Consider the following 21,884-nt stretch of genomic DNA (forward strand, 5'->3'; position numbering starts at 1 on the left):
AGGGCAGGGGCCCCGTGCGCGCGCCGCCGCCTCCCCGCGCGTCCTACGGACGCGGAGCCGTGGCCCGGCGCATGTGTCCGGCGATCAGGGCGTAGACGTCCCGGGCCGTCTCGGCGTCGCTCTGGTCGTAGCCGTGGTCGGCCCCGGGCACGTCGTAGTGGTCGAGCAGCGCCCCGACACCGCGCAGCCGCTCCGCGTACCGGACGCCTTCCGCGCGGAGCAGGTCGTGCTCCGCCGTGATGACGAAGGCCGGCGCGATGCCCGTCAGGTCCGCCGTGTCCGACGGATGCGCGGGCGAGACCAGCGGGTCGCTGCGGCGACCCCGGTCGGGGACGTACGCGGAGTCGAAGACGTCGGCCATCCACGGGCGCAGCACCGGCTTGGCCGCCGTGGAGCGCTTCTCCCGGGCGTCGGTCGCGAGGTCGAGCGGCGCGTAGTGGATGACCTGGAGCGCGATCGACGGGCCGCCCTTCTCCAGAGCCTGGCGCGCCACGGCCGCGGCGAGGGCGCCCCCGGCGCTCTGTCCGCCCACCGCCAGCCGGCTGCCGTCCCACCCGTGCTCGGCGCCGTTTTCGGCGATCCAGCGGACCACGTCGTACGCCTGGTGCGGCGGCGTGGGGAAGGGGTGCTGCGGGGCGACGGCGTAGTCGACGTTCACCACCGCCGCTCCCGCCTCCGCGGCGAGGTGGCGGCACAGCGGATCGTCCAGCTCGATCGGAGGCAGCACATAGCCCCCGCCGTGGAAGTTGACGTACACCGGCAGGGGCCCGGCCGCCGGGCCGTCGGGCAGGTACACCACGGCCCGCGCGGGGGCGACGGACGACGGCACGGTCAGCTCGTAGGTGTTGCGGGGGTACTCCGGATACCGGGGGTGGAGGGTCGACGCGACATGCCGGTCGGCCAGCAGGGCGTTGAGGCGTTGCATCGTCCTCGCGGCGACGGAGGCGACTTTCGGCCGGGCGAGAAGGGACATGACGGCTCCGTTCGGAAAAGGGTCGCCCAGGCCGACGGCGATGCGCGTCGGAGCGGAGCGGCGTCCGCGCGCGTGCGGATCGCCGCGGCGACGCGTTCAGCGTAGGAGCCGCCGGGCCCGTGACCGAGGCCCTGCGGGAGGGAAAACGGCGGGACCCGGCAGTACCGGGGTACTGGTCGGCCTCGTCCCCAGGAGGTACGGCGCCGCGGCGTCCGCGTCGGCGGCGGGCCCTCCCGCCACGGCCGGGGGTCGAGCGCGCGGCTCGGGCCCGTCCCGCGTACGTGCTTTCGGATGAGTGCGGCCGGTACCCCGGTACCGCCCCGCCCGGCCGTATTCGCTTCCCGGGTGCCGTGGGCGGCCGGAAATCCGCGCCTAACGTGAGATCCGGGTCGCAGGGCCCGCCGATCTTTCGTCACCCCTTCCGTTCATTTCCAGTGATTTCCAGGTGGGAGTACTCCCGTGGCCACTTTCCTCTACCGGCTCGGCCGGTTCGCCTTCCGGCGACGACGACTCGTGCTGATGCTGTGGATCGTGGTCCTGGCGGCCGTCGGCATAGGCTCCGCGACCCTGTCCGGCAAGACGTCGGACCAGTTCACGATCCCCGGCACCCAGTCCCAGAAGGCGCTCGACCTGCTGGAGAAGGAGTTCCCGCAGGCGTCCGCGTCCGGGGCCACGGCCCGCGTCGTGTTCGAGGCGCCGGACGGGAAGCAGGTCACGTCCGGGACGCACCGGTCCGAGGTCGAGTCGCTGATCGCGGACCTGAGGAAGGCCCCGCTGGTGGCGAACGTCACCGACCCCTATCAGAGCCGGCTGGTCAGCGCGTCCGGCACGATCACCTACGCGCAGGTGACGTACCGGGTCGCTCAGGCCGACGTCACGTCACAGGCGCGCGACGCGCTGCACGCCGTCGCCGACAAGGGAGAGAAGGCCGGCCTCACCGTCAGCCTGGGAGGCAACGCCGTCCAGGAGAAGGAAGGGGCCAACGCGGGTGAGCTCATCGGGCTCGCGGTGGCCGCCGTCGCGCTCGTGATCACCTTCGGCTCCCTGCTGGCGGCCGGGCTGCCCCTGCTGACCGCGCTCCTCGGCGTCATGGTGGCCATCCTGTCGATCACCCTCGCCACCGCCTTCGTGGACATGAGCTCCTCCTCGTCGACCCTCGCGCTGATGCTGGGCCTGGCAGTGGCGATCGACTACGCGCTCTTCATCGTGTCCCGCTACCGCAGCGAGATCCGCGAGGGCCACGAACCCGAGGAAGCCGTCGGGCGGGCCCTGGGCACCGCGGGCTCGGCGGTGGTGTTCGCCGGACTGACCGTCGTCATCGCCCTGGCCGGCCTGAGCGTCATCGGGATCCGGATGCTGACCGACCTGGGCATGGCTGCGGCCTTCGCCGTCGTCGTCGCGGTGTTCGTGGCGCTGACCCTGCTGCCCGCGGTGCTGGGATTCGCCGGGCTGCGGATCATGAAGGGGAACCTCAAGACGCGGCGCATGCGCGCACTGGAGCACGGCGAGGGCGAGACGATGGGCGTGCGCTGGGCGCGGCTCGTCATCCGCCGACCGTGGCAGGCGCTCGTCCTGGCGGTGGCCTGCCTCGGCATCCTGTCGATTCCGCTGCTGTCGCTGCGCCTCGGCATGCCCGACGACAGCACCGCCGCACCGGGCAGCACCCAGCGGGTCGCCTACGACACCCTGAGCAAGGGCTTCGGCGCCGGCTACAACGGCCCGCTGACGGTGGTCGTCGACGCCCGCGAGAGCAAGGACCCCCGGGCCGCCGCCCAGCAGACGGGCGCCGTCCTCGGCGCACTGCCGGACATCGCCTCGGTGAGCTCGCCGGTGTTCAACCAGGGCGGTGACGTGGCCCTGATCCGTGCCGTCCCGAAGAGCTCCCCGAGCAGCACGCAGACGATCGACCTGGTCTCCGAGATCCGGGACACCAGTGCCGCGGCCGTGCACCGGGCGACGGGCGCTGAAGTGGTGATCACCGGTACGACGGCGCTCAACATCGACGTCTCCAAGAAGCTCGGCGACGCCCTGCTGCCCTACCTCGCGGTGGTCGTCGGCCTGGCGGTGATCCTCCTGCTGCTGGTGTTCCGCTCGATCCTGGTGCCCCTCAAGGCGACGCTGGGCTTCCTGCTCAGCGTGACGGCCACCCTGGGCGTCCTGGTCGCGGTCTTCCAGTGGGGCTGGCTCAAGGAGCTCTTCGGCGTCGACACGACCGCGCCCATCGTGAGCGTGATGCCGATCTTCATGATCGGTGTGGTGTTCGGCCTGGCCATGGACTACCAGGTCTTCCTCGTCACCCGGATGCGGGAGGAGTTCGTCCACGGCGCCGAGCCCACGGAGGCGGTGGTCGCGGGCTTCCGTCACGGCGCCCGCGTGGTGACCGCCGCCGCCGTCATCATGATCTCCGTGTTCGCCGGGTTCCTGCTCGCCGACGCCTCGCTGATCAAGTCGATCGGCCTCGGCCTCGCCTCCGCCGTGCTGTTCGACGCCTTCGTCGTGCGGATGACGATCGTGCCCGCCGTCATGACCCTGCTGGGCCGCCGCGCCTGGCACCTGCCCGGCTGGCTCGACCGGATCCTGCCGAACGTGGACGTCGAGGGCGAGAACCTGCGCCGCGCCCTGGCGGACGGGACTCTGACGACGGCGGCGCCCGCCGGTCCCGACGCCGACGCCGAGGAACGCAGGCGGCTCACCGCCGTGCCCCCCGGTGGAAACTGACCGCTCACCCCACCAGCGACGGCCGGCGCCCGACCCCCCACTTCACGGGCGCCGGCCGTCACCTCCCCGAGCCACCGTCCGCCGGTCCCTCTTCCCCCCTGGGGACCGGCGGACGGTCCCGTGCGAGAGCACCGAACAAGAGCCGAGCCGTGGCCGCCGAGAGCGCCACCCGTGAGCGGAGACGAAGCGGAATGAACACCCCTGCCGGGGATGCCCGGACAGCCCGCCGCGCAGGCGGGCCGGCCCGTCGGGGCGCGCCGGTGCACCGGCCCCGCCCGGTGATCCGGCACCCCGCAGCCGCAGCAACGGCCGCCGCAGCCGCACGCGGCCGGGGTGAAATGGGCACAGCACCTGAAGAGCGCAGTCCGCTGTCCGAGGCCGCCCGCCGCGTCGCCGCCGGGAGCGTGCTGCTGCTCCTCGTCAGCGGGGTCGTCTCCGTCGTGGTGTGGTTCTGCGTCACGTTCGAGACCACGGTGACACCGGTCCTGCTCGCGCTGCTCGGCGCGGCCCTGCTGGGCCCGCTCCACCGGCGGCTGGTCGCCATGAGGCTGAACAAGTCCCTGGCCGCCGCGCTGACCTGCGCCGCCGTGCTCCTCGTCATGGGCGGGACGACCTACATCGTGGTGAGCGCCCTGATCGACACCGGCGACGAGATCATCTCCGGCCTGCGCGACGCCGCGCGGTCGCTGGGGGAGAGGTTCGAGCTCGCGGGGACCTCCCTGGACGGCCTCGCCGCGAACGCCGAGGACCTGGCGTCGAGGTTCGGCGGCACCGCTGTCTCCGGCGTGCTGAGCGGAGTCGGCGTGGTCGTGGAGACGGCCACGACCGGAACGCTCGCGATCCTGCTGCTGTTCTTCTTCCTGCGGGACTCCGACAAGGCCGTCGCGTCGCTGCACGCGCTCGCGCCGCGCGGCTCGGGCGACACCGCGGTGGTGATGGCCCGTCGTGCCTTCCGGGCGATCGAGGGCTTCATGCGCGGCACCACCGTCGTCGCGTTCATCGACGCCGTCTGCATCACCGCAGTCCTGCTGATCCTTCAGGTGCCGGGCGCGGTCGGGCTCGGCGCGCTGGTGTTCATCGGGGCGTACATCCCCTACCTGGGCGCGTTGCTCTCCGGCGCGGTCGCGGTGCTCGTCGCGTTCGCGGACCGCGGCACGGGCACCGCGCTGTGGGTGCTCGCCGTCGTCCTCGTGGTGCAGGTCCTCGAGGGGAACGTGCTCCAGCCGATCATCCAGGGCCGAACCCTGCAGATGCACCCGGCGGTGATCCTGCTGGCGCTCACGGCGGGTGCGTCGGTCGCCGGGATCCTCGGCATGCTGCTGGCGGTCCCGTTGACCGCCGCGGTGTTCGGAGTGGTCTCGGAGCTTCGCGGACCCCGCCCGGGGAGCGAACCGCCGTCCCCGTCGACCGCCCGGGCAAGGGCCGTCGCCGAATGACGGCGCGCACCTGTCGGACCGCTCCGGACGCCCGGGCGCCGCGAACCGACGGTCGGGCGTGATCACCGCGCATGCCGATCGCGTAGCGTCGTCCACCACCACTCCGTCGTCGTCCGTCGGCCGGCTCCTCCCCGGAGCCGACGGACGCTCCGCCCGCACTCCCGGAGATGCACGCCGTGACGTCATCCTCAGACGCCCGCCCGGTCGACCCCGGCGCCCTGCTGAGCGGCCCCGAGCAGAGCACCGTCGTACGGCTCCTGACGATGCTGATGTCGATGAGCCGGATGAACCAGGCCCATCCCCGGTTCCGGAAGTGGGCGGCGCCGCTGGTGTGCGCGGGGATCGGTCTTCCGGCGCTGTTCGTCGCCGGCGAGGACGGCCGGCCCGGACTTCCCGTCGCGATGCTGCTCCTGGCCGGATTCACCGTGCCGCTGCTGTGGCGGGAGAGCCGCCCGCTGCTCGTCTTCGCGGTGGTGACGGCCTTCTCGATGGCGGAGGCCGCCTCGGGAGTGCTGACCAACGCGCACTTCCTCGCTCAGCTGATCATGCTGTACAACCTCGCACGGTTCGCGCCGCCCGCCCAACTGGCCGTCGCCGTCTGCGTGGCGGTCCCCCAGACCATCGTGACGATCGTCGCCTACGCCGACGACCGGCAGCTGGAGCGCGTCGACAGCTCGCCGGCCGTGACGACCGAACTCGTCCTCAGCATGCTCGCCATCGCCGGACTGGGCCTGGCCGGCCGCGTGGCCCGCTCCTACATCGCCGCCCTCGAGGACCGTGCCGTGCGTCTGGAGGTGGAGCGGGACCAACGGGCGCGACTCGCCGAGGCGGCGGAACGCGCCCGTGTCTCCCGGGAGATGCACGACATCCTCGGCCACACCCTGGCCGTGATCGTCGGGTTGGCCGACGGGGCGGCCGGGCTCGCCGAGACGAAGCCCAAGCGGGGCGCGGACACCCTGCGGATCATCGCCGACAGCGGGCGCGGCGCCCTGGCGGACCTGCGCCGCCTGCTGGCCACCATCCGCGACGACGAGCGCCCCGACGCCCCCTTCAGTCCGCAGCCCGGCACCGCCGACCTCGACGCGCTGCTGGAACGGGTCCGGGCCGCGGGCCCGGCGGCCACCCTGCACACGGAGGGCGACCTGGCCGCTCTGCCGGCGGCCCTCCAGCTGGCCGTCTACCGGATCGTCCAGGAAGCCCTGACCAACACCCTCAAGCACGCCGCTCCCGACACCGCCGTCGAGGTGACCGTCGTCGCGCAGAAGGGCACGGTGCGCGTCACCGTCGAGGACACCGGCCCGGCTCGCGCCCCCCGGCGACCCACCGCGGACGGCGGCGGCCACGGACTGCTCGGCATGCGGGAACGCGCGGCCCTCTACCAGGGCGCCGTCAGCACGGGACCCAATCCGCGGGGCGGCTGGACCGTCCGCGCCGTTCTGCACACCACCCCGCCGTCCACCCCCGCCCAGGAGGACCCACGATGACCACCGTCCTGATCGTCGACGACCAGGCGTTGCAGCGCCTCGGGTTCAGCATGCTGATGGAACAGCACGCGGACCTCACCGTGGTCGGCGAGGCCACCCACGGCGCCGAGGCCGTCCGCATGACGGCCGAACTGCACCCCGACGTCGTCCTCATGGACATCCGGATGCCCGGCATGGACGGCATCGAGGCCACCCGCCGCATCGTGGAGTCCGGGGGCCGCTCCCGGGTGCTGGTGCTGACGACGTTCGACCTCGACGAGTACGCCTACAACGCACTGCGCGCCGGCGCGAGCGGGTTCCTGCTCAAGGACGCCCTGCCCGACGAACTGGTCGCGGGCATCCGGGCGGTGGCCGCCGGGGACGCCGTCATCTCGCCCGGACTGACCCGCAAGCTCATCGACGCCTTCAGCAACCGACTGCCCGGTCACACCGGCGACCAGGAAAGACGGCTCGCGGTGCTCACCGAACGCGAGCGCGAGGTTCTCACGGTCGTCGCCAGCGGCTACAGCAACGCCGAGGTCGCCGAGCGCCTCCATCTCGCCGAGACCACCGTCAAGTCGCACGTCAGCCGCATCCTCGCCAAGGTCGGCGCCCGGGACCGCGTGCAGGCCGTCATCTTCGCCTACGACGCGGGGCTGGTCCGGCCGGCCTGAACCCGCGCGCACCGTCGCCCAAGCCCAAGACCACGACGATGGCCACGGCGGTGGGCGCGGACGCGCGGGCGCTCCGGACGGTGTGGGGAGCCGACCGGCGCCGTGCCGGGCGGTCCCCCTCGTCCGGCCGCCGCTCAGCCGAGCCGGCGCACCACGGCCTCGGCGACCGCCCTGGCGCTGCCCGGGTTCTGCCCGGTGATCAGACGGTCGTCCTCGACGACGTACGTGTCGAAGGGCTTCTCCGCGACGCTGTACCGCGCGCCGAGTTCCTTCAGCCGGTCCTCGAGGCTGTAGGGGACGGCGTCGGCGCGCTGGGCGAGTTCCTCCTCCCGCCAGGAGAAGCCCGTGACGTTCTTGCCCTTCACCAGCTGCTCGCCGTCGCTGAGGGTGACGTCGAGCAGGCCGCAGGGGCCGTGGCAGACCGCCGACACGATCCGGCCGCTCTCGTAGAACCGCGCGATGAGCGTCTCCAGGGCCCGGCTCTGGTGGAAGTCGAACATCACACCGTGACCGCCGGTCAGGTAGATGGCGTCGTAGTCGTTGACGTCGACCTCGCTCACGGCGACGACGTCCCGCAGCGTGTCCATGAACGCGCGGTCGGCGTACCGCTTGTCGGTGCCGAGGTCGCCGAGGACGCTGTGGGCGAGGCTCTCCGGGTCGAGCGGCACGGGGCCGCCCTCGATGCTCGCGACGGTGAGCTCGAAGCCCGCCTGTTCGGCGACGTCGTAGAAATGGGTCAGCTCGCCCAGCCAGAGACCGGTGCGGTAACCGACCTTCTCGTACTCGCCGGTGCTGGTGACGATGATGAGAATGCGCTTCGTGGGGGACATCCGTGTCCTTCTGTTCAGAGGGCCGGCGCCGCCGTGCGGACACGTGCGGCCCCGTGCGCGGCCTCGCCGGCGACACCAGGTCGGGCCGCTGTTCCCTTCAGGCCGGTACCACCATAGGAGGTGATCGCCGGTCACACCCGGTACCGGGGAAGTACATCGGCTCCCGCCGACCGGTACTCCGGTACTACGCGAACGCGACACCCCGCCGGAGGGCGTGTCCGCGCCGCCCGCTTCCAGGGACGGCCGGCCCGTCGGCATACTGGTGCACATGGGTGACGGCATGAAAGCGGACGGCACTGTTCCTCAGGCCCCGTCGGCGAAGGACCAGGACCGGACGCCGGCGCCCGCCGCGGGCGTCCTGTGCGACGTCATGGAGCTGACCGGACTTCCCCTCGCCGACTCCGGCGCACTGTGGAGGCTCGCCGAGTCCGGACGCCAGCTCGACGCCAACCTCGTGCGCCTTCCGGCCGGTCGGCACGTCCACGCCCACGTCGAACCGGAACTGGACGTCCTTCTCCTCGTCGTCGCCGGAGACGGCGTCCTGGGAACGCCCGACGAGGCGGAGCCCCTCGCCCAGGGCAAGCTCGTCTGGCTGCCGAAGGAATCCAGCCGCAGCATCACGGCGCACGGCGACGGGCTGTCCTATCTCACCGTCCACCCGCGTCGGCCGGGCATGCAGATCCGCTCCCGGCCGACCGGGGACGGCCCGCCGTCTCCCACCGGCTGACAGCTCGCTACCGGCCTTCCGCCCCGCCGTCGGCCGCCCGCTCGCCGTCCGCCGGGAGCGCGGATCCCCCCACGTGCAGCCGGATCACCGCGTACGTCTCTCCCTCCTGCGGCGGGCGGGTCCAGGAACGGGAGGTGAACGTGTGCAGCCGCCCGTGCACGAGCGCTTGACGCGGCAGCGAGACGCCGAACTCCGCGGCCACCGCGGTCAGCAGCGCCCGTTCCGTCCCGGCGGCGTCCGACACGTCGCCGAAGAACCGGCCCGGGTCCAGTGCCCGCGGTGTCTCTCCGCTGTGCCGGACCGCACCGTCCTCGTAGGTGAACGCGTACTGCTCCACGCCGTCGCACGCGACGGAGAGGTGGAAGAACGGCCTCCCGTGCCGGGCCCTCAGGCCGCACCACACCACCACCGCGCGGGCGCCCGCGCTCGCGGCCGCGGCCGGGGAGACGAACCGCTGCCCGGCGAACCCCGCCGGGTCGCCGTCGAAGGCGAAGCTCCAGTCGGCGCCGGCTCGGCCGACCGCCATCAGAGCCCGGTCGTCGTAGGAGGAGAACTCCCTGCGGCCCTCCAGCGACTTGTGGCGCGCCTCCCGGAAGGTCATGGGCGCGCTCAGCACGGCGCGCTCGCCCCGGCCCTTGTCACCGCCCTCGCCCCCGTCGCCGTCCTCCCCGTCCGCGAGGCGTGCGGGCAGTTCCTCCGGCGTTGCTCCCTCCACCAGGACGAACCGGTACGACGTGAGGTCACGGTGCCGGTCCGGCTCCGCGAGCCACGCGAGGCCGCCCGGGTCGGGCACGGCCGTCGGCGCCGGCGCCTCACCGGCCTGCCCGGCCCGTGGACTGGACAGCAGTTCACGGCCCCGCTCCGCGGTCAGCAGCGGCCCGAGCACCGGGTCGGCCACCCATCCGAGCGGCGCCAGATGGTCGGGCCCCAGCGGCTCCCAACGGGGCAGGGCCTCCAGCAGGGTCCGCCACGCCCCGTCGGCGTCCCCCCACCGCGCCATCTCCCGCGCCCGCACGACCGTCTCCCCGAACGGGCCGGTCGCCGTGTACTGGTATGTGCCGCTGCGCACCTGATCCAGCGTCTCGAAGGCCAGCGACACGACGCCTTCGTCGGCGCCCCGCAGATGGAACGTCAGCGTGGAGTCGTCCCAGTGCGTGTTCGCCGCGTGCGCGGCGACCAGCGGCGGCAACAGCTCCGGAGCGTACCGGGGGTCGGTCACCAGGCCGTCGAAGTACACCATGTAGGTCTGTCCGAGCAGGCGGCGTATCTGGTCGCCCAGTCCGGCGGCCCTCGGCCTGCCGTACGCCTTCGCCTCGTTCAGCGACTTCTGGGCCCGCTCCCAGTCGCCGCGCAGCGCGTCCAGCCGGGCCTGCGCCACCCTGGCGTCCAGCTCGCGTGTCGTGTCGTTGGCGAACTCCGGCTCCGTGTCGCTGCGGCGCGCCTGCAGGCTGTGGAACTCCCGGTGCATCGCCCGCATGAACTCGAGGAAGTCGGCGTGCCGCTCCGGCGGCTCGGCGCGCCAGCTCGCCCAGGTGTACACGGCCCATTCGCCGTCCTCGTCCACGTCGTCGGGATCGAGGAGGACGTGCGTGATGTCGGACTCCACGTCGAGTTGCAGCCCGCGCCGCCAGAGGTCGGCCTCCCGCCGCTCCTCGGGGCTCGCGTCGTCGTCGAGGTCCTCCTCGAACATCTCCGCGAGTCCGGACTCGTCGTTGTGCCAGTGCGCCTCCTCGGTCCCCGCGAGCAGCCACACGAACCCGCCCGCGTGCCGCCATCCGTCGCTGACCTCGAGGAAGCGCCGGTAGGACGGGGGCATCCGGCGGCCGAGACGCTCCTCCATGGCCGCGATCCGTTCCTCCGACGCGGGAGGGAGCCCCAGCCACCGGGCCCTGCGTGCGGCCTCGTCGTCCTCGCTCCGCTCCTCGTCGTCCGGCAGGGAGTCCGCCCATTCTCCGCTCCAGGCCTGAAGGAAGGGCCGCCAGTCGAATGCCGTGGTGTCCGTCATGCTCGCGATGCTGCCACCCGCCACTGACAGCGCCGCGTCGGGGCGCCGACCGCACGCGGGACACCGTGCGGACAGACGGACGGTCCCTCGCCCGCCGGGCGGCGGGCGAGGGACCGTGGGACGGGCGGGGTCAGCGCGCGGTGAGCGTCCAGAGGTGGTCGGCGGTGCCGTTGTCCGACCACTGCAGGACCTGGGCGCCGGAGGCCGTGCTCATGCCGTTGACGCCGAGGAGGCGTCCGCTGTTGTAGTTGGCGATCTTGTAGTAGCCGCCCGGGGCCGGGATGACCTGCCAGAGGTGGTCGGCGGTGCCGTTGTCACCCCAGATCAGGGCCGTGCCTCCGTCGGCGGTGCCCGCGTTGGTGATGCCCAGCAGCAGGCCGCTGGCCTGCTGCTGGATCTTGTACAGGCCGCTCCCGGCGGCCACGAGGGTCCAGTTCTGGTCGGTGCCCGTGGTGGACGTGGCCTGGACGACGGAGGTGCCCTGGCCGGTGCCCGCGTTCAGGGTGTCGAGGGCGAGGCCGCTGTTCTTGTTGGTGATCTGGTAGCGGCCGGCCAGCGAGGTGTTGGTGCCGCTGGGGGTGACGACCACGTGGTAGCCGTCGTTGGCGTTCATGACGACCGGAACCGTGATCGAGCCGTTCGAGACCGTGTAGCTGGCGTCGGAGACGGTGATCGGGCCGGGGGAGGCGTTGAGGCGTCCGGTGGCGGGGGAGTACTCGACTTTGACGTGCACCGTGCTGCCGAAGGCCGCCAGGGAGGAGAGGCCGTTGACGGTGACCGCGCACGAGCCGGTGCAGCCGCCTGCTATCACGCTGACCTGGTTGCCGGCGGCGTTGAGGGAGGCGAGTCCGTCGATGCCGGTCTGTGCGGGCGGGGTGGTGGTGAGCATGTTTCCGGACATGTCGCCGTACCACTTGTAGGTCCAGTAGGAGCCGTTGGGCGAGCCGCCGGTGTCCGTGAGGGTGTCGCCGAGGGTGCCGTAGTGGTTCCAGAAGGCGAGTTCGGCGTTGCGCACGCCGCCGCGCTCGAACTTGGCGGCGTACCCGATGAGGGCGCCGGAGTTGCCCATCTCGGACGGGGTGCCGTATTCCTCGATGTCGATCGGACGGGGGCTCAGGCCGAGGCTGGACTCCAGCGCGCGGTAGTCGGCGATGTGCGAGGCGATGGTGGAGCTGGTCTGCAGTTCGTGCCAGGCGATGACGTCGGGGACGGCGTTGTTGGCGATGGCGTCCTGCAGGAACGTCTGCATCTTGGCGCGGGTGTACGTCGCGAAGCTCGGACCCTGGATCGGCGTGGTGGTGTCCTTGGAGCGGATCTCCTTGTACGTCGTGTTCCACGCGGCGTCGAAGGGACCGGCCTTGGCGGTGTCCCAGTTCCCGTCGGGCTCGTTCCAGATGGCCCACGCGGAGATGTTGGTGGCGCTGGAAGCCTTGACGGCGGCGATCTGCTGGTCCACGGCGGACAGCCAGTTGCTCATGCTGACCCACTTGTAGGGGAAGTCCGGGTACCAGTCCGGCATTCGTGCGACCACCTTGGCGCCCGCGCGGGCCGCCTTCGGCGCCACCACGAGGGCGTCACCGGCGGGAGCGGGCTCCCCGTTGGGCAACTGGGAGCCGCCCGGGGCCATCTGCACGAAGGTGTTCGGCTTCAGCGCGTTGGTGAGGCTGTCGGAGGGGGTGGCGTTGTCGGCCAGGCCGTAGAGGCTGCCCGTGCCGACGTGGGTGACCGGACGCAGGACCTGGTTCGCGTTGACGACCAGGGTGGTGGCGGAGGTGGGGCTGGCCTGCGCGGACGCGCCGGTCAGCACGACGGCGCCGGTGACCAGCGTCGCGGCCACGGCGGCTGCAGTGACGCGGGCCCGAGGGCTTCCGGGTCGGTGGCGGGGGCTCAGGTATGACATCAGCGGCTCTCCTGAGGGAGGGGTGGGCACTGCGAGCGCAGGGATTGCTGCGGGCAATGGGGTTGCTGCGGGCACTGCGGGGGTGACGGGCGGGTCCATGGACAGGTCGCACGGACGGGACGTGGGCTCTCGCCTCCTGACAGGTGGGAGCCGGGCACGGTGTGCGGATGCGGCGGGGCAGGGCGGATCACGCCCCCGTCCGCTCGGCGGACCGGGGACCGCGGGCATCGGGAGGTCAGTCCTTGACCGCGCCCGCGGTGACGCCCGCGGCCACATAGCGCTGGGCGAGGACGAGCAGCACGGCGGCGGGGAGGGACGCGACGACGGCGGTGGCCATGATCGCGTTCCATTCCTGGTTGTTGTTGCCGATGTAGTGGTAGATGCCGAGCGTGATGGGGCGCCAGTCGCCGCCGCCGTCCAGGGTGTTGGCGAAGACGAAGTCGGACCAGGCCCACAGGAAGCTGAAGAGGGAGACGGTCACCAGCGCGTTGCGGCTGACCGGCAGGACGATCGACCAGAAGGTGCGGAAGGGGCCGGCGCCGTCGATGCGGGAGGCGGCGATCAGTTCGCCGGGGATGCCCGACATGAACGCGGTGAAGATCATGACGCCGAACGGCACGGCGATGGTGGAGTCGGCGATGATCAGTCCCCACCAGGAGTTGAGCAGACCGAGGTCGAGGAAGATGCCGTAGAAGCCCATGGCCATGACGATGCCGGGGATCATCTGGGCGATCAGCAGGAACAGACCGAGGGCGCCGCCGCCGAGCGGGCGGAGCTTGGCGAGCGCGTAGCCGGCCGGGGCGGCGAGCAGGAGGGTGAGGGCGACCGTGCCGAGGCCGATCAGCAGGCTGGTGCCGAGGTAGGGCAGCTGGTCGTCGAGGACGGCCCGGTAGCCCTCGAAGGTGGGGTGCAGGGGGAGCAGGTCGGGCGGGCTCTTGCGCATGTCCTGCTGCGGGGTGAGGGACACGTTGAGCATCCAGTACACCGGGAACAGCATGACGGCGGTGAGCAGGACGCCGACGGCGGTGTGCAGACGCGAGCGCCGGGCGGGGCGGTGGGCGGCGGTCATGCTTGCTGCCTCCTTTGGACGCGGATGTACAGCAGCCCGAAGGCGACGGCGATGAGGATGAGGATGTTGCCGACGGCGGCCCCGGGGCCGAACTTGGGCAGCAGCGTGCCGAATCCGAGCTGGTAGGACCAGGTGGCCAGGGTGGACGAGGCGTCACCTGGGCCTCCCTTGGTCATGATCCAGATCAGGTCGAACACCTTGAGGGTGTAGACGAGTCCGAGGAGCAGGGTGATCGCCGAGACCGGGCGCAGCAGCGGGAAGGTGATGCGCCGGAACTGCTGCCAGGCGTTCGCCCCGTCCAGCGACGCGGCCTCGTACAGCTCGCCCGGGATGTTCTGCAGTCCGCTGTAGAGGATGACCAGGTTGAACGGGATGCCGATCCAGATGTTGGCGACGATGACCGAGGTCAGCGCCCAGTCGGGCGAGGTCAGCCAGTCGACCGGCCCGACGCCCACCAGCTGGAGGGCGTAGTTGAGCACCCCGGACTCGCTGTTGAACATCCACGACCAGGTCGACGCCGACACGATCAGCGGCAGCAGCCAGGGGATCAGGAACAGCGCCCGGAGGGTTCCGGCGAGGCGGAACCGGCGGTTGAAGAAGACGGCGAGGGCGAGCCCGGCCGCGTACTGGAAGGCGATCGACACGAACGTGAAGACCATGGTGTGGCGCAGGGCCGGGCCGAACGTGGGATCGTCCAGGACGGTCCGGAAGTTGTCCAGCCCGGAGAACGGCGCGTCGCCCGACACGAACGACCGCACGGTGTAGTCGCGCAGACTCAGGTCGAGGTTGCGGTAGAGGGGATAGAGGTAGAACGCGGCGAGGTAGACGGCCAGCGGCGCGAGGAACGCGAGGGCGGTCAACCGGCTCCTGCGGCGCTGCCGGCGCTGCGGCGCCGGGATCTCCGTCCGTTGTCCGGCGTCGGTCGCCCCAGACCTCACCGGAGACCGCTGCGGTCGGCGGTCGACGCGGGCGGTGGTCATGCGAACTCCTGGATGCGGGTGGCAGGAATGCGGTGGACTGCCCGGACGGTCCGGTGACGGTGTCCGGGCAGCGAAGCGCTGTCGTGCGTGCGGTGTGAAGACGGCTCGCGAAGCGCCGTGGGCGGCGCGGCGGAGGTCAGCCGGCCTTGCCGGCGGCCTTCTGGGCGGCCTCGAGGGCGGCCTGCGGGCTCTGGCCGCCGGACAGCGCGGCCTGGACGGCGGTCCACATGGGCTGGGAGATGGTCGGGTACTTGGTGCCGAGGCCGCCGCTGGTGCGGCCGCGTGCCGCGGCCACGGCGTCGACCCACGGCTTGAGCGCGGGGTTCGCCTTGACCTGCTCGGCCTGTACCGCCGCGGTCGGCGCCACGTAGGCCAGGGTCGTGTCCGTGGACAGCAGGTTGGCGCCGCTGGTCAGACAGGTGACGATCTTCTTGCTGACGTCGTAGCGGGCGGTGTCCTTCTGCACGGGCACGGTGACGAACTCGCCGCCGGTCGGCACCGGAGCCGAACCCCCGTTCTGCGCGGGCACGTTGATCACGCCGTACTCGAAGCCGGCCTTCGCCGCGTTGCCGAGCTGCCAGGTGCCGTTCTCGCCGAACGCGTAGTCGCCGGTGGCGAACTCCTGCCAGCTGGTGGTCTGGGTGTTCTGCAGGACGTCCTTGGGGGCGAGCCCGTCGTCGACCCAGCCCTTCCACAGCGACAGCGCGGCGACGCCCTTCGCCGAGTCCAGCGCGGTGAGGTCGGCGCCGGCGCCCCAGAACCACGGCAGGAACTGGAAGCTGCCCTCCTCCGTGCCGATCGCGGAGAAGGTGATGCCCTTCTTCCCGGCCGACTTGACCTTCTTCAGGGCCGCCGTCAGCGAGTTCCAGTCCTTGATGGCGGCAGGGTCGACGCCTGCCGCGGCCAGCACCTTCTTGTTGTAATAGAGGGCGAGCGTGTTGGCGCCGATCGGGACGCCGTAGGAGGCGCCGTCGATGGTGCCCGCGCCGAGGATGTTCTGCTGTATCGACTTCGTGTCCAGGCCCAGATCGCTCGTCTTGGTGACGATGCCCGCCGCCACCAGCGTGGAGACGACCGGGTTGTCCACCAGCATCACGTCGGGCGCGTTGCCCTGCTGGGCGGCGAGCAGCGCCTTGTTGCCCAGGTCCGTGGTGTCCATGGCGGTGCGCTTGATCTTGACGCCGGCGTCCGTGCCGCACTTGCTGACGAGCTTGCCCCAGTCGGAGGAGGCGTCGAACTGCGGGTAGGGGTCCCAGAAGGCGTACGTCCCGCCGGTGCTGCCGGACCCGGAGGCGGAGGAGTCGGAGTCTCCGCCCCCGCAGGCGGCGACGGAGGTGAGCGCGCCTATTGCGGCGATCGCGGCGACCAGGGTGCGGCGGGTGTTTCTCACGGTGACCTCGTTGTCTGGTGCGGCTCGTGGTGAGCGAAGGAGGAAGGCAGGGAAGACAGGGAAGGCAGGAGAGACAGGAAGGACAGGAAGGACAGGAGAGGTGAGGAGGGGGGAGGGAAGGCCGGCAGGGCGACGGGGGGCGACGGGTCAGGAGGTGGGCAGCCACACGCGCATGCTGCCGTCCTGACGGTTGGCCCACGCGTAGTAGGGGATCGCGGTCAGCTCGAGGGGTTCGTCGGCTGACTCTGCGCCGTGGCGCTCGTCGGCGTCGGCAGCGGCGTCCGCGGTCCGGTACGGCCACCAGCCGGCGTCGGCGATGCTCCGGCGACGACCGGCGGCCAGGACGGTGACGACGCCGCCGAGCAGATCGGGACGGTGCTTGACGGCGAGCGGACGGGTGGTGTCGAGCACCATGTCGTCCAGCCCGCCGCCCGGGTGGTCGACCCCTTCCAGGCAGTAGACGAGCGGGCCGCGCTCGATGGCGACGCAGCCGCGCACGGCGTCCACCCGCGGGTCCGCGGCGGTGAGGCGAGGCTCGATGCCGAGGTCGAGGACGATCCGGTCGCCGGGCGCCCATGTGCGTTCCAGTCGCAGCCAGCCGTCGGCGACGGGTGCGCCCGCCGTGTCGTACACGCTGTCCCCGACGCGGACCCGGTAGTCGCGGCACCACTGCGGAATGCGCAGCGAGAGCGTCCAGGGCCGGTCCCGCGGCGTCTCCTCGACGCTCAGGGCGATCGTGCCCTGCCAGGGGTAGTCGGTCTCGGCGCTGACGACGACTGCGGACCCGTCGAGGTGACCGGTGTAGCGCCCGGCGACGTACTGGTGGATCTGCAGTCCGTCGCCGTCCGTGGAGGCCAGGTAGTGCTCCAGTCCGGCCAGCAGCCGCATCACGTTGGGCGGGCAGCAGGCGCACCGGAACCAGCGGGTGCGTCGGGCCGACTGGTCGCCGCCGGCGTCGGTGTGGCCGTCCCGGACCTGGAGCGGGTTGACGTACAGCCACCGCTCGCCGTCGAGGGAGACGCCGGCCAGGAAGCCGTTGTAGAGCGTGCGCTCGACGAGGTCGGAGTACCGGGCCTCGCCGGTGAGCAGGGCCATGCGCCAACTCCACTGGACGGAGGCGATGGCGGCGCAGGTCTCGCAGTAGGCGCGCTCATTGGGCAATTCGTACGGGTCGCCGAAGTCCTCCTCGTCGTGGTGGGCGCCGAGCCCGCCCGTGATGTGGGTCTTGGTGGCGGTCATCGCCTCCCACAGCCGCTCGGCGGCCGTGCGCAGTCCGGCGTCCCCGGTCTCGACGGCGAGGTCGGTCGCGGCGGCCAGCAGGTACAACTGCCGTACGGCGTGCCCCTCGACGTTCGTCGCCTCGCGCAGCGGCACACGGTCCTGGCAGTACACCTCGCCGCCCAGCAGGCCGTGGCCGAAGCGGTCGACGAAGTAGCCTGCGAGGTCCAGATAGCGGCGCTCGCCGGTCTCCCGGTACAGCTCCACGAGGGCGGTCTCGACCTCCGGGTGCCCGTCGACGCCGTCGATCGGCCTGCCGCTGCCGGGGAGGCCGAAGACCGAGTCGATGTGGTCGGCGAACTTCACGGCCACGTCGAGGAGTTCGCTGCCGCCGGTGGCCCGGTGGTGGGCCACCGCCGCCTGGATCAGGTGCCCGGCGCAGTACAGTTCGTGACCCCACCGCAGGTCCTGGTAGCGCGCGCCGCCCTTGAGCAGCTGGAACCAGGTGTTGAGGTAGCCGTCGTCCTGCTGCGCGGCGGCGACGAGGGAGACGATGCGGGCGACCTCGTCGGCGAGGCCGCCGTCCGGGGTCCGGGCGAGCTGCCAGGCAGCCGCCTCCAGCCACTTGTACACGTCCGAGTCCACGAACGGGTAAGCGCCCTGGAACTCTCCCTCGCCCGTGCCGGCCGCGAGCCGCAGGTTGCGCAGGTTCCCCGCCGACTCCAGCAGTCCGGGGCCCTGGGGGATGGAGATGCGCGCGTTCACCTCGCGGCGGGCGTCCCAGAATCCGCCGTGCACCGCGACGGCGGCGGGGGCGAGCGCGGCCTCGGCGTCCGGGCTGTGACGGACCGGGCCCTGGGGGGTGTCTCTGCGTCGGGACGGGGCCGACGGCAGGGAGGAAGGCACGGCGGAACGTGGGCGGGACATGGCTCTCCGGAGCGTTGGAGGGGAAGGCGGGTTGGAGGGGTCCGGCGTATGCGGGGCTCGTGGCGCCGCGGGCCGGCGTCTCGGGTTGCCGACAGGCGGTGCGATCTCTCGTTCCCGTTTGAGCAAACGTTTTTCTGTCCGGAAAGGTAGAAAGGTGAGGAGCGTGAGTCAAGAGGTACGCGCAAGTATCTTCAGTGCAGGGGGCAGGGCTGTTCAGCGACCGTGAACGATGTCACGATGTAGGTCGCCGAGGTCGTCTAGGAAAAGGGTTGCGCGTGACCGCCGTTCCAGGTTCTCCGCCGAGCGGGCGGGCCAAGCTCGCCGATGTCGCCAAGCTGGCCGGGGTCAGTGTCGGCACAGCCTCGAAAGCACTGAACGGCAGCGGCAGGATGCGGCCCGAGACCCGGGAGCGGGTCCTCGCGGCCGTGGAGGCGCTCGACTTCCGTCCCAACCAGCATGCGCAGAGCCTGCACACCGGCCGCAGCTGGACCGTGGGGCTGATGACGACCGACGGCATCGGCCGTTTCAGCACGCCCGTGCTGCTGGGCGCCGAGGACGCGCTCGGCGCCGGGAAGATCTCCGTGCTGCTGTGCGACACCCGTGGCGACGCCATCCGCGAACAGCACCATCTGAGCAACCTCGTGGACCGGCGGGTGGACGGCATCATCGTGACCGGCCGGCGCACCGACCCCCGGCCGCCCCTGAAGGGGATCGACCCGATCCCGACGGTCTACGCGCTCTCCCCGTCCACGGACCCGGACGACATCTGCGTGGTCTCCGACGACCGGAGCGGGGCACGGCTGGCCGTCGAGCACCTGCTGGCGACCGGCCGCACCCGGATCGCGCACGTCACCGGCCCGGCCCATCACGCCGCCGCCCGCGACCGCGCCCACCACACCGTCGAACTGATCGAACGCTCCTCGCTGGAGCTCGCCACCGGTCATGTGCACTTCGGCGAGTGGAGCGAGGCGTGGGGCCGCCGCGCCGCCGAGGCGGTCCTGCGGACGGCGCCCGACACCGACGCCTTCTTCTGCGGCAACGACCAGATCGCCAGGGGAGTCGCCGACGCGCTGCGCGAGAACGGGCTGGACGTGCCCGGCCGGATCGCGATCGTGGGCTACGACAACTGGGACGTGATGGCCCTCGCCTGCCGCCCGCCGCTCACCACGATCGACACGGACCTCGCCGAGATCGGCCGCCAGGCCGCCCTGCGACTGCTGGACGCCATCGGCTCCGCACCGGAGCCGGGCCGGCACACCGTGCCCTGCCGCCTCGTCGTCCGCGAATCGACCTGAGCTTGTTCTTTATCTACCAAGACCTGCCGGGCTTGCCGATGGCCTTGAGGGTCTCGGGGCGTTTGACGGTCTTGCCGACGTCGTAGCGGGGTTCCCGGTGTTTGTTCTTGGCGCCGAGTGGCCGTCCGGGGCCAGCGCCTCGGGGTTTGGGAACACGGGTCGGGCAGGCGAGGTGAGCGCGGATGTTCCTGAACCCCCGGCGGACTCGGGCCGGGGTGAGCCGGTCGGGTGCGGCGGGTTTCCCCCAGCGGCGGCGGAGGTCTTCGGCGAGGGGCCGGGCGAGCCGGAGCTGGGTGTGGGCGACGATCAGGATCCAGGTCCAGCGGTCCGCGGCTTCGGGGGTACGGAGTTTCGGTGTGGTCCAGCCGAGGGTCTGTTTCGCGAAGCGGAAGGTGTGCTCCAGATCAAAGCGGCGGAGAAACGCCTGCCAGAAGCGGTCCACGTCGTCCGGGGTGGCACCGGTCTTGGAGGACCATGACCACACCGGCGGGGCATCCCGGTCCTTCGACAGATGCTCGACCTTCAGCCGCATCAACGTCCCCTCGACCAACGGAAGTTCACCGTCGTGGACGAGCCAGGACGAGCGGTGGGTGAGCCTTGGGTGGACTCGGTCCCATGCCTGGGTCTCGGCCTTGCCGTAGTCGGTGGTGTCGGTGACGGTGGTGATCGCGGGCTCGGGCCAGGTCTCCGGCTTGGTGAAGCGGAATTCCGGGCCGTGCTTGGGCGGCCGGCCGTTGACGCCGTGCATCCTCGGTGGTTTCGGCAGACGCATGACGCGGTCGGAGCGGACTCGGCCGACCATCTCGACGGGCAGGTCGCGCAGGACCCAGGCCAGGCGGGTGGCGTCGTAGCCGGCGTCGCTGACGATCACGATGTGCGGGTCCGCGATCTGCCACTGGCCTGCGGCGATGAGCCGCTCGACGACACCCCGCAGTTGGGCGGCAGTGACCGCGGTGGCGTCGTCCACCGGTCCGAGCCGGACCGCGTCCAGGATCGCGGTCCAGGACGTGGCGCCAGGCTCCAGCACGGCCACGAAGGAGTAGGGCCAGCCCGGAATGAACTGCGACGCCGTCTTCGCACGGCCGTAGACGTGGCAGAACAACCGCTCCGCCGAACACGGCGCGTCCGAGCGAAGCCACGGCGACACGTCGACCGCCAGCACCAGGCGCCCGCCGTCGAAACGCGGCAGCGACAGCCCGGACAGCACCGTCCGCAGCCGATCCATGTCGAGACACCGTTCGAGGCCGGAAGAAAAAGAACAAGCTGAGCCGCCGGCCGTCGGTGACCCGACGCCGGTCGGGTGCGCCGGCGGGAGGAGGGCGTCCGCTCAGGGGCGGGCGGCGATCTCGCCCGTGACGTCCACGGCGATCTCGATCGCCCGCGCGGCGAGGGGCGAGTGCGTGCGGCCGGCCTGCCACAGCAGGAAGATCTCGCGCGGAGGGAGTCCCGGCTCGAGCGCGTGGACGCACAGTGACGCGTCGGAGCCGAGGTCGGCGCCGCGGACGGCGAGCCGCGGCAGGACCGCCGAGCCCATGCCGGCGCGCACCATCGACAGCACGGTCTCGTTGCCCGCGGTACGACAGACGATCTGCGGCCGGACGCCTCGGCGCGCCAGCGCCCGCTCCAGCCGGGCCTGGTCGCAGATCGGCGGGTGCGCCACCATCGGCGCGCCGTCGAGCCGAGCCGGGCGCACCGGACCGTCGGGAAAGACGCCGCGTCGGGCCACCAGCACATAGGGATCGTCGAGCAGTTTGCGGTGTTCGACGTCGCCGTCGACGCGGCCGTCGAAGAACATCAGGTCGAGGTCGTCGAGCCGGGGCCGGTCGGTCTCCTCCTCGAACAGCCGGATGTCGCAGCCGGGGTGTTCGTCCCGGAGCCTGCGTACGACCAGCGGCAGGATCACGTTGGACACGCTCTGGAAGGTGCCGATGTCGACCCGGCCGTCGCCGGCCTTGAACCGGTCGACGGCGTCCGCCATCGCCCTGGATCCGGCCAGCAGCGCGCGCCCGTGGGTCAGCACCACCGCGCCCAGCGGGGTGATCCGCACCGGTTTCGGACCGCCGGGCCGGTCGAACACGGCGCCGCCGACGGCCTTCTCCAGCGCCGCGATCTGCTGACTCACCGTCGACTGTGTGTACCCGAGCCGCGCCGCCGCCCGGCCGAAGGAGCCCTCGTCGGCCACGGCGGCCATGGCGGCGAGGTGCCGCAGTTCGACGTCGGACATGGTCCACCTCCACCAGCAGTGATCGGCTTCAACGATCGAATCGATCGCAAACTAT

General features: G+C 71.8%; 15 protein-coding genes and 1 pseudogene. 6 read left to right on the plus strand and 10 right to left on the minus strand.

The genetic code is table 11. The features are described 5' to 3' along the window. Window positions 1-43: 43 nt before the first annotated feature. Window positions 44-973 carry an alpha/beta hydrolase gene (locus ACH4ZA_RS14980; RefSeq protein WP_398429676.1) on the minus strand — a complete coding sequence of 310 codons (930 nt, stop codon included), beginning with the start codon at window positions 971-973 and terminating at the stop codon, window positions 44-46. Between the two features lie 459 nt (window positions 974-1,432). Here ACH4ZA_RS14980 and ACH4ZA_RS14985 point away from each other — a divergent pair, with 459 nt between their 5' ends. From ACH4ZA_RS14985 to ACH4ZA_RS15000, 4 genes are all read left to right on the plus strand, one after another. Further along, window positions 1,433-3,691, plus strand: a complete 2,259-nt coding sequence (locus ACH4ZA_RS14985; RefSeq protein ID WP_398429678.1) for an MMPL family transporter — start codon at window positions 1,433-1,435, stop codon at window positions 3,689-3,691. A 338-nt stretch (window positions 3,692-4,029) separates the two neighbouring features. Continuing rightward, window positions 4,030-5,127 carry an AI-2E family transporter gene (locus tag ACH4ZA_RS14990; RefSeq protein ID WP_398429680.1) on the plus strand — a complete coding sequence of 366 codons (1,098 nt, stop codon included), beginning with the start codon at window positions 4,030-4,032 and terminating at the stop codon, window positions 5,125-5,127. 167 nt (window positions 5,128-5,294) lie between these two features. Then, on the plus strand, window positions 5,295-6,611 hold the full coding sequence (locus ACH4ZA_RS14995) for a sensor histidine kinase (protein ID WP_398429681.1): 1,317 nt from the start codon (window positions 5,295-5,297) through the stop codon (window positions 6,609-6,611). Next, window positions 6,608-7,264, plus strand: coding sequence for a response regulator transcription factor (locus tag ACH4ZA_RS15000; RefSeq protein ID WP_351683286.1), 657 nt, complete (start codon window positions 6,608-6,610; stop codon window positions 7,262-7,264). The genes ACH4ZA_RS14995 and ACH4ZA_RS15000 overlap by 4 nt, the downstream gene beginning before the upstream one ends. 134 nt (window positions 7,265-7,398) lie before the next feature. Here the strand turns inward: ACH4ZA_RS15000 and ACH4ZA_RS15005 are convergent, their stop codons facing one another. After that, window positions 7,399-8,094, minus strand: coding sequence for a type 1 glutamine amidotransferase domain-containing protein (locus ACH4ZA_RS15005; RefSeq protein WP_398429682.1), 696 nt, complete (start codon window positions 8,092-8,094; stop codon window positions 7,399-7,401). Window positions 8,095-8,362: 268 nt separating this feature from the next. Between ACH4ZA_RS15005 and ACH4ZA_RS15010 the strand changes: the two genes are divergently transcribed. Beyond that, window positions 8,363-8,821: a cupin domain-containing protein gene (locus ACH4ZA_RS15010; RefSeq protein ID WP_398429684.1), complete on the plus strand. Its 459-nt coding sequence runs from the start codon at window positions 8,363-8,365 to the stop codon at window positions 8,819-8,821. Between the two features lie 7 nt (window positions 8,822-8,828). Here the strand turns inward: ACH4ZA_RS15010 and ACH4ZA_RS15015 are convergent, their stop codons facing one another. The 6 genes from ACH4ZA_RS15015 to ACH4ZA_RS15040 all read right to left on the minus strand — a co-directional run bounded on the left by ACH4ZA_RS15015 (window position 8,829) and on the right by ACH4ZA_RS15040 (window position 18,310). Next, window positions 8,829-10,826 (minus strand): SMI1/KNR4 family protein, encoded by a 1,998-nt coding sequence (locus ACH4ZA_RS15015; protein WP_398429686.1) that lies wholly within the window; start codon window positions 10,824-10,826, stop codon window positions 8,829-8,831. Between the two features lie 130 nt (window positions 10,827-10,956). Next, window positions 10,957-12,663: an RICIN domain-containing protein gene (locus ACH4ZA_RS15020; RefSeq protein WP_398429688.1), complete on the minus strand. Its 1,707-nt coding sequence runs from the start codon at window positions 12,661-12,663 to the stop codon at window positions 10,957-10,959. 298 nt (window positions 12,664-12,961) lie between these two features. Further along, window positions 12,962-13,795 (minus strand): carbohydrate ABC transporter permease, encoded by an 834-nt coding sequence (locus ACH4ZA_RS15025; RefSeq protein ID WP_398429690.1) that lies wholly within the window; start codon window positions 13,793-13,795, stop codon window positions 12,962-12,964. After that, entirely contained in the window at window positions 13,792-14,775 is a 984-nt protein-coding gene (locus ACH4ZA_RS15030) for a carbohydrate ABC transporter permease (protein ID WP_398429691.1), read from the minus strand. Before ACH4ZA_RS15030 ends, ACH4ZA_RS15025 begins: the two co-directional genes overlap by 4 nt. 136 nt (window positions 14,776-14,911) lie before the next feature. Then, the gene (locus ACH4ZA_RS15035) at window positions 14,912-16,165 is read right to left on the minus strand and encodes an extracellular solute-binding protein (RefSeq protein ID WP_398429692.1); all 1,254 of its coding nucleotides are present in this window, start codon (window positions 16,163-16,165) and stop codon (window positions 14,912-14,914) included. Between the two features lie 147 nt (window positions 16,166-16,312). Continuing rightward, the gene (locus ACH4ZA_RS15040; RefSeq protein ID WP_398429694.1) at window positions 16,313-18,310 is read right to left on the minus strand and encodes a glycoside hydrolase family 127 protein; all 1,998 of its coding nucleotides are present in this window, start codon (window positions 18,308-18,310) and stop codon (window positions 16,313-16,315) included. Window positions 18,311-18,585: 275 nt separating this feature from the next. On the opposite strand from ACH4ZA_RS15040, the gene ACH4ZA_RS15045 reads away from it, so the two are divergent. Beyond that, on the plus strand, window positions 18,586-19,605 hold the full coding sequence (locus tag ACH4ZA_RS15045) for a LacI family DNA-binding transcriptional regulator (protein WP_398429695.1): 1,020 nt from the start codon (window positions 18,586-18,588) through the stop codon (window positions 19,603-19,605). A 13-nt stretch (window positions 19,606-19,618) separates the two neighbouring features. On the opposite strand, the pseudogene ACH4ZA_RS15050 reads toward ACH4ZA_RS15045, so the two are convergent. Together ACH4ZA_RS15050 and ACH4ZA_RS15055 are read right to left on the minus strand one after the other, a co-directional pair. Further along, window positions 19,619-20,836 (minus strand): annotated as a pseudogene (locus ACH4ZA_RS15050) (NF041680 family putative transposase); the annotation flags it as partial. A gap of 96 nt (window positions 20,837-20,932) precedes the next feature. After that, the gene (locus tag ACH4ZA_RS15055; protein WP_398429696.1) at window positions 20,933-21,829 is read right to left on the minus strand and encodes a LysR family transcriptional regulator; all 897 of its coding nucleotides are present in this window, start codon (window positions 21,827-21,829) and stop codon (window positions 20,933-20,935) included. Window positions 21,830-21,884 lie beyond the last annotated feature (55 nt).

This window comes from Streptomyces sp. NPDC020597 (assembly GCF_044335095.1).
Taxonomy (GTDB): Bacteria; Actinomycetota; Actinomycetes; order Streptomycetales; family Streptomycetaceae; genus Streptomyces.

Coding starts and splice junctions, on each gene's coding strand:
- ACH4ZA_RS14980 (WP_398429676.1), bottom strand. CDS start 973: ATGTCCCTTCTCGCCCGGCCGAAAGTCGCCTCCGTCGCCGCGAGGACG.
- ACH4ZA_RS15000 (WP_351683286.1), top strand. CDS start 6,608: ATGACCACCGTCCTGATCGTCGACGACCAGGCGTTGCAGCGCCTCGGG.
- ACH4ZA_RS15015 (WP_398429686.1), bottom strand. CDS start 10,826: ATGACGGACACCACGGCATTCGACTGGCGGCCCTTCCTTCAGGCCTGG.
- ACH4ZA_RS15005 (WP_398429682.1), bottom strand. CDS start 8,094: ATGTCCCCCACGAAGCGCATTCTCATCATCGTCACCAGCACCGGCGAG.
- ACH4ZA_RS14990 (WP_398429680.1), top strand. CDS start 4,030: ATGGGCACAGCACCTGAAGAGCGCAGTCCGCTGTCCGAGGCCGCCCGC.
- ACH4ZA_RS15030 (WP_398429691.1), bottom strand. CDS start 14,775: ATGACCACCGCCCGCGTCGACCGCCGACCGCAGCGGTCTCCGGTGAGG.
- ACH4ZA_RS15025 (WP_398429690.1), bottom strand. CDS start 13,795: ATGACCGCCGCCCACCGCCCCGCCCGGCGCTCGCGTCTGCACACCGCC.
- ACH4ZA_RS15010 (WP_398429684.1), top strand. CDS start 8,363: ATGGGTGACGGCATGAAAGCGGACGGCACTGTTCCTCAGGCCCCGTCG.
- ACH4ZA_RS15055 (WP_398429696.1), bottom strand. CDS start 21,829: ATGTCCGACGTCGAACTGCGGCACCTCGCCGCCATGGCCGCCGTGGCC.
- ACH4ZA_RS14995 (WP_398429681.1), top strand. CDS start 5,295: ATGCACGCCGTGACGTCATCCTCAGACGCCCGCCCGGTCGACCCCGGC.
- ACH4ZA_RS15040 (WP_398429694.1), bottom strand. CDS start 18,310: ATGTCCCGCCCACGTTCCGCCGTGCCTTCCTCCCTGCCGTCGGCCCCG.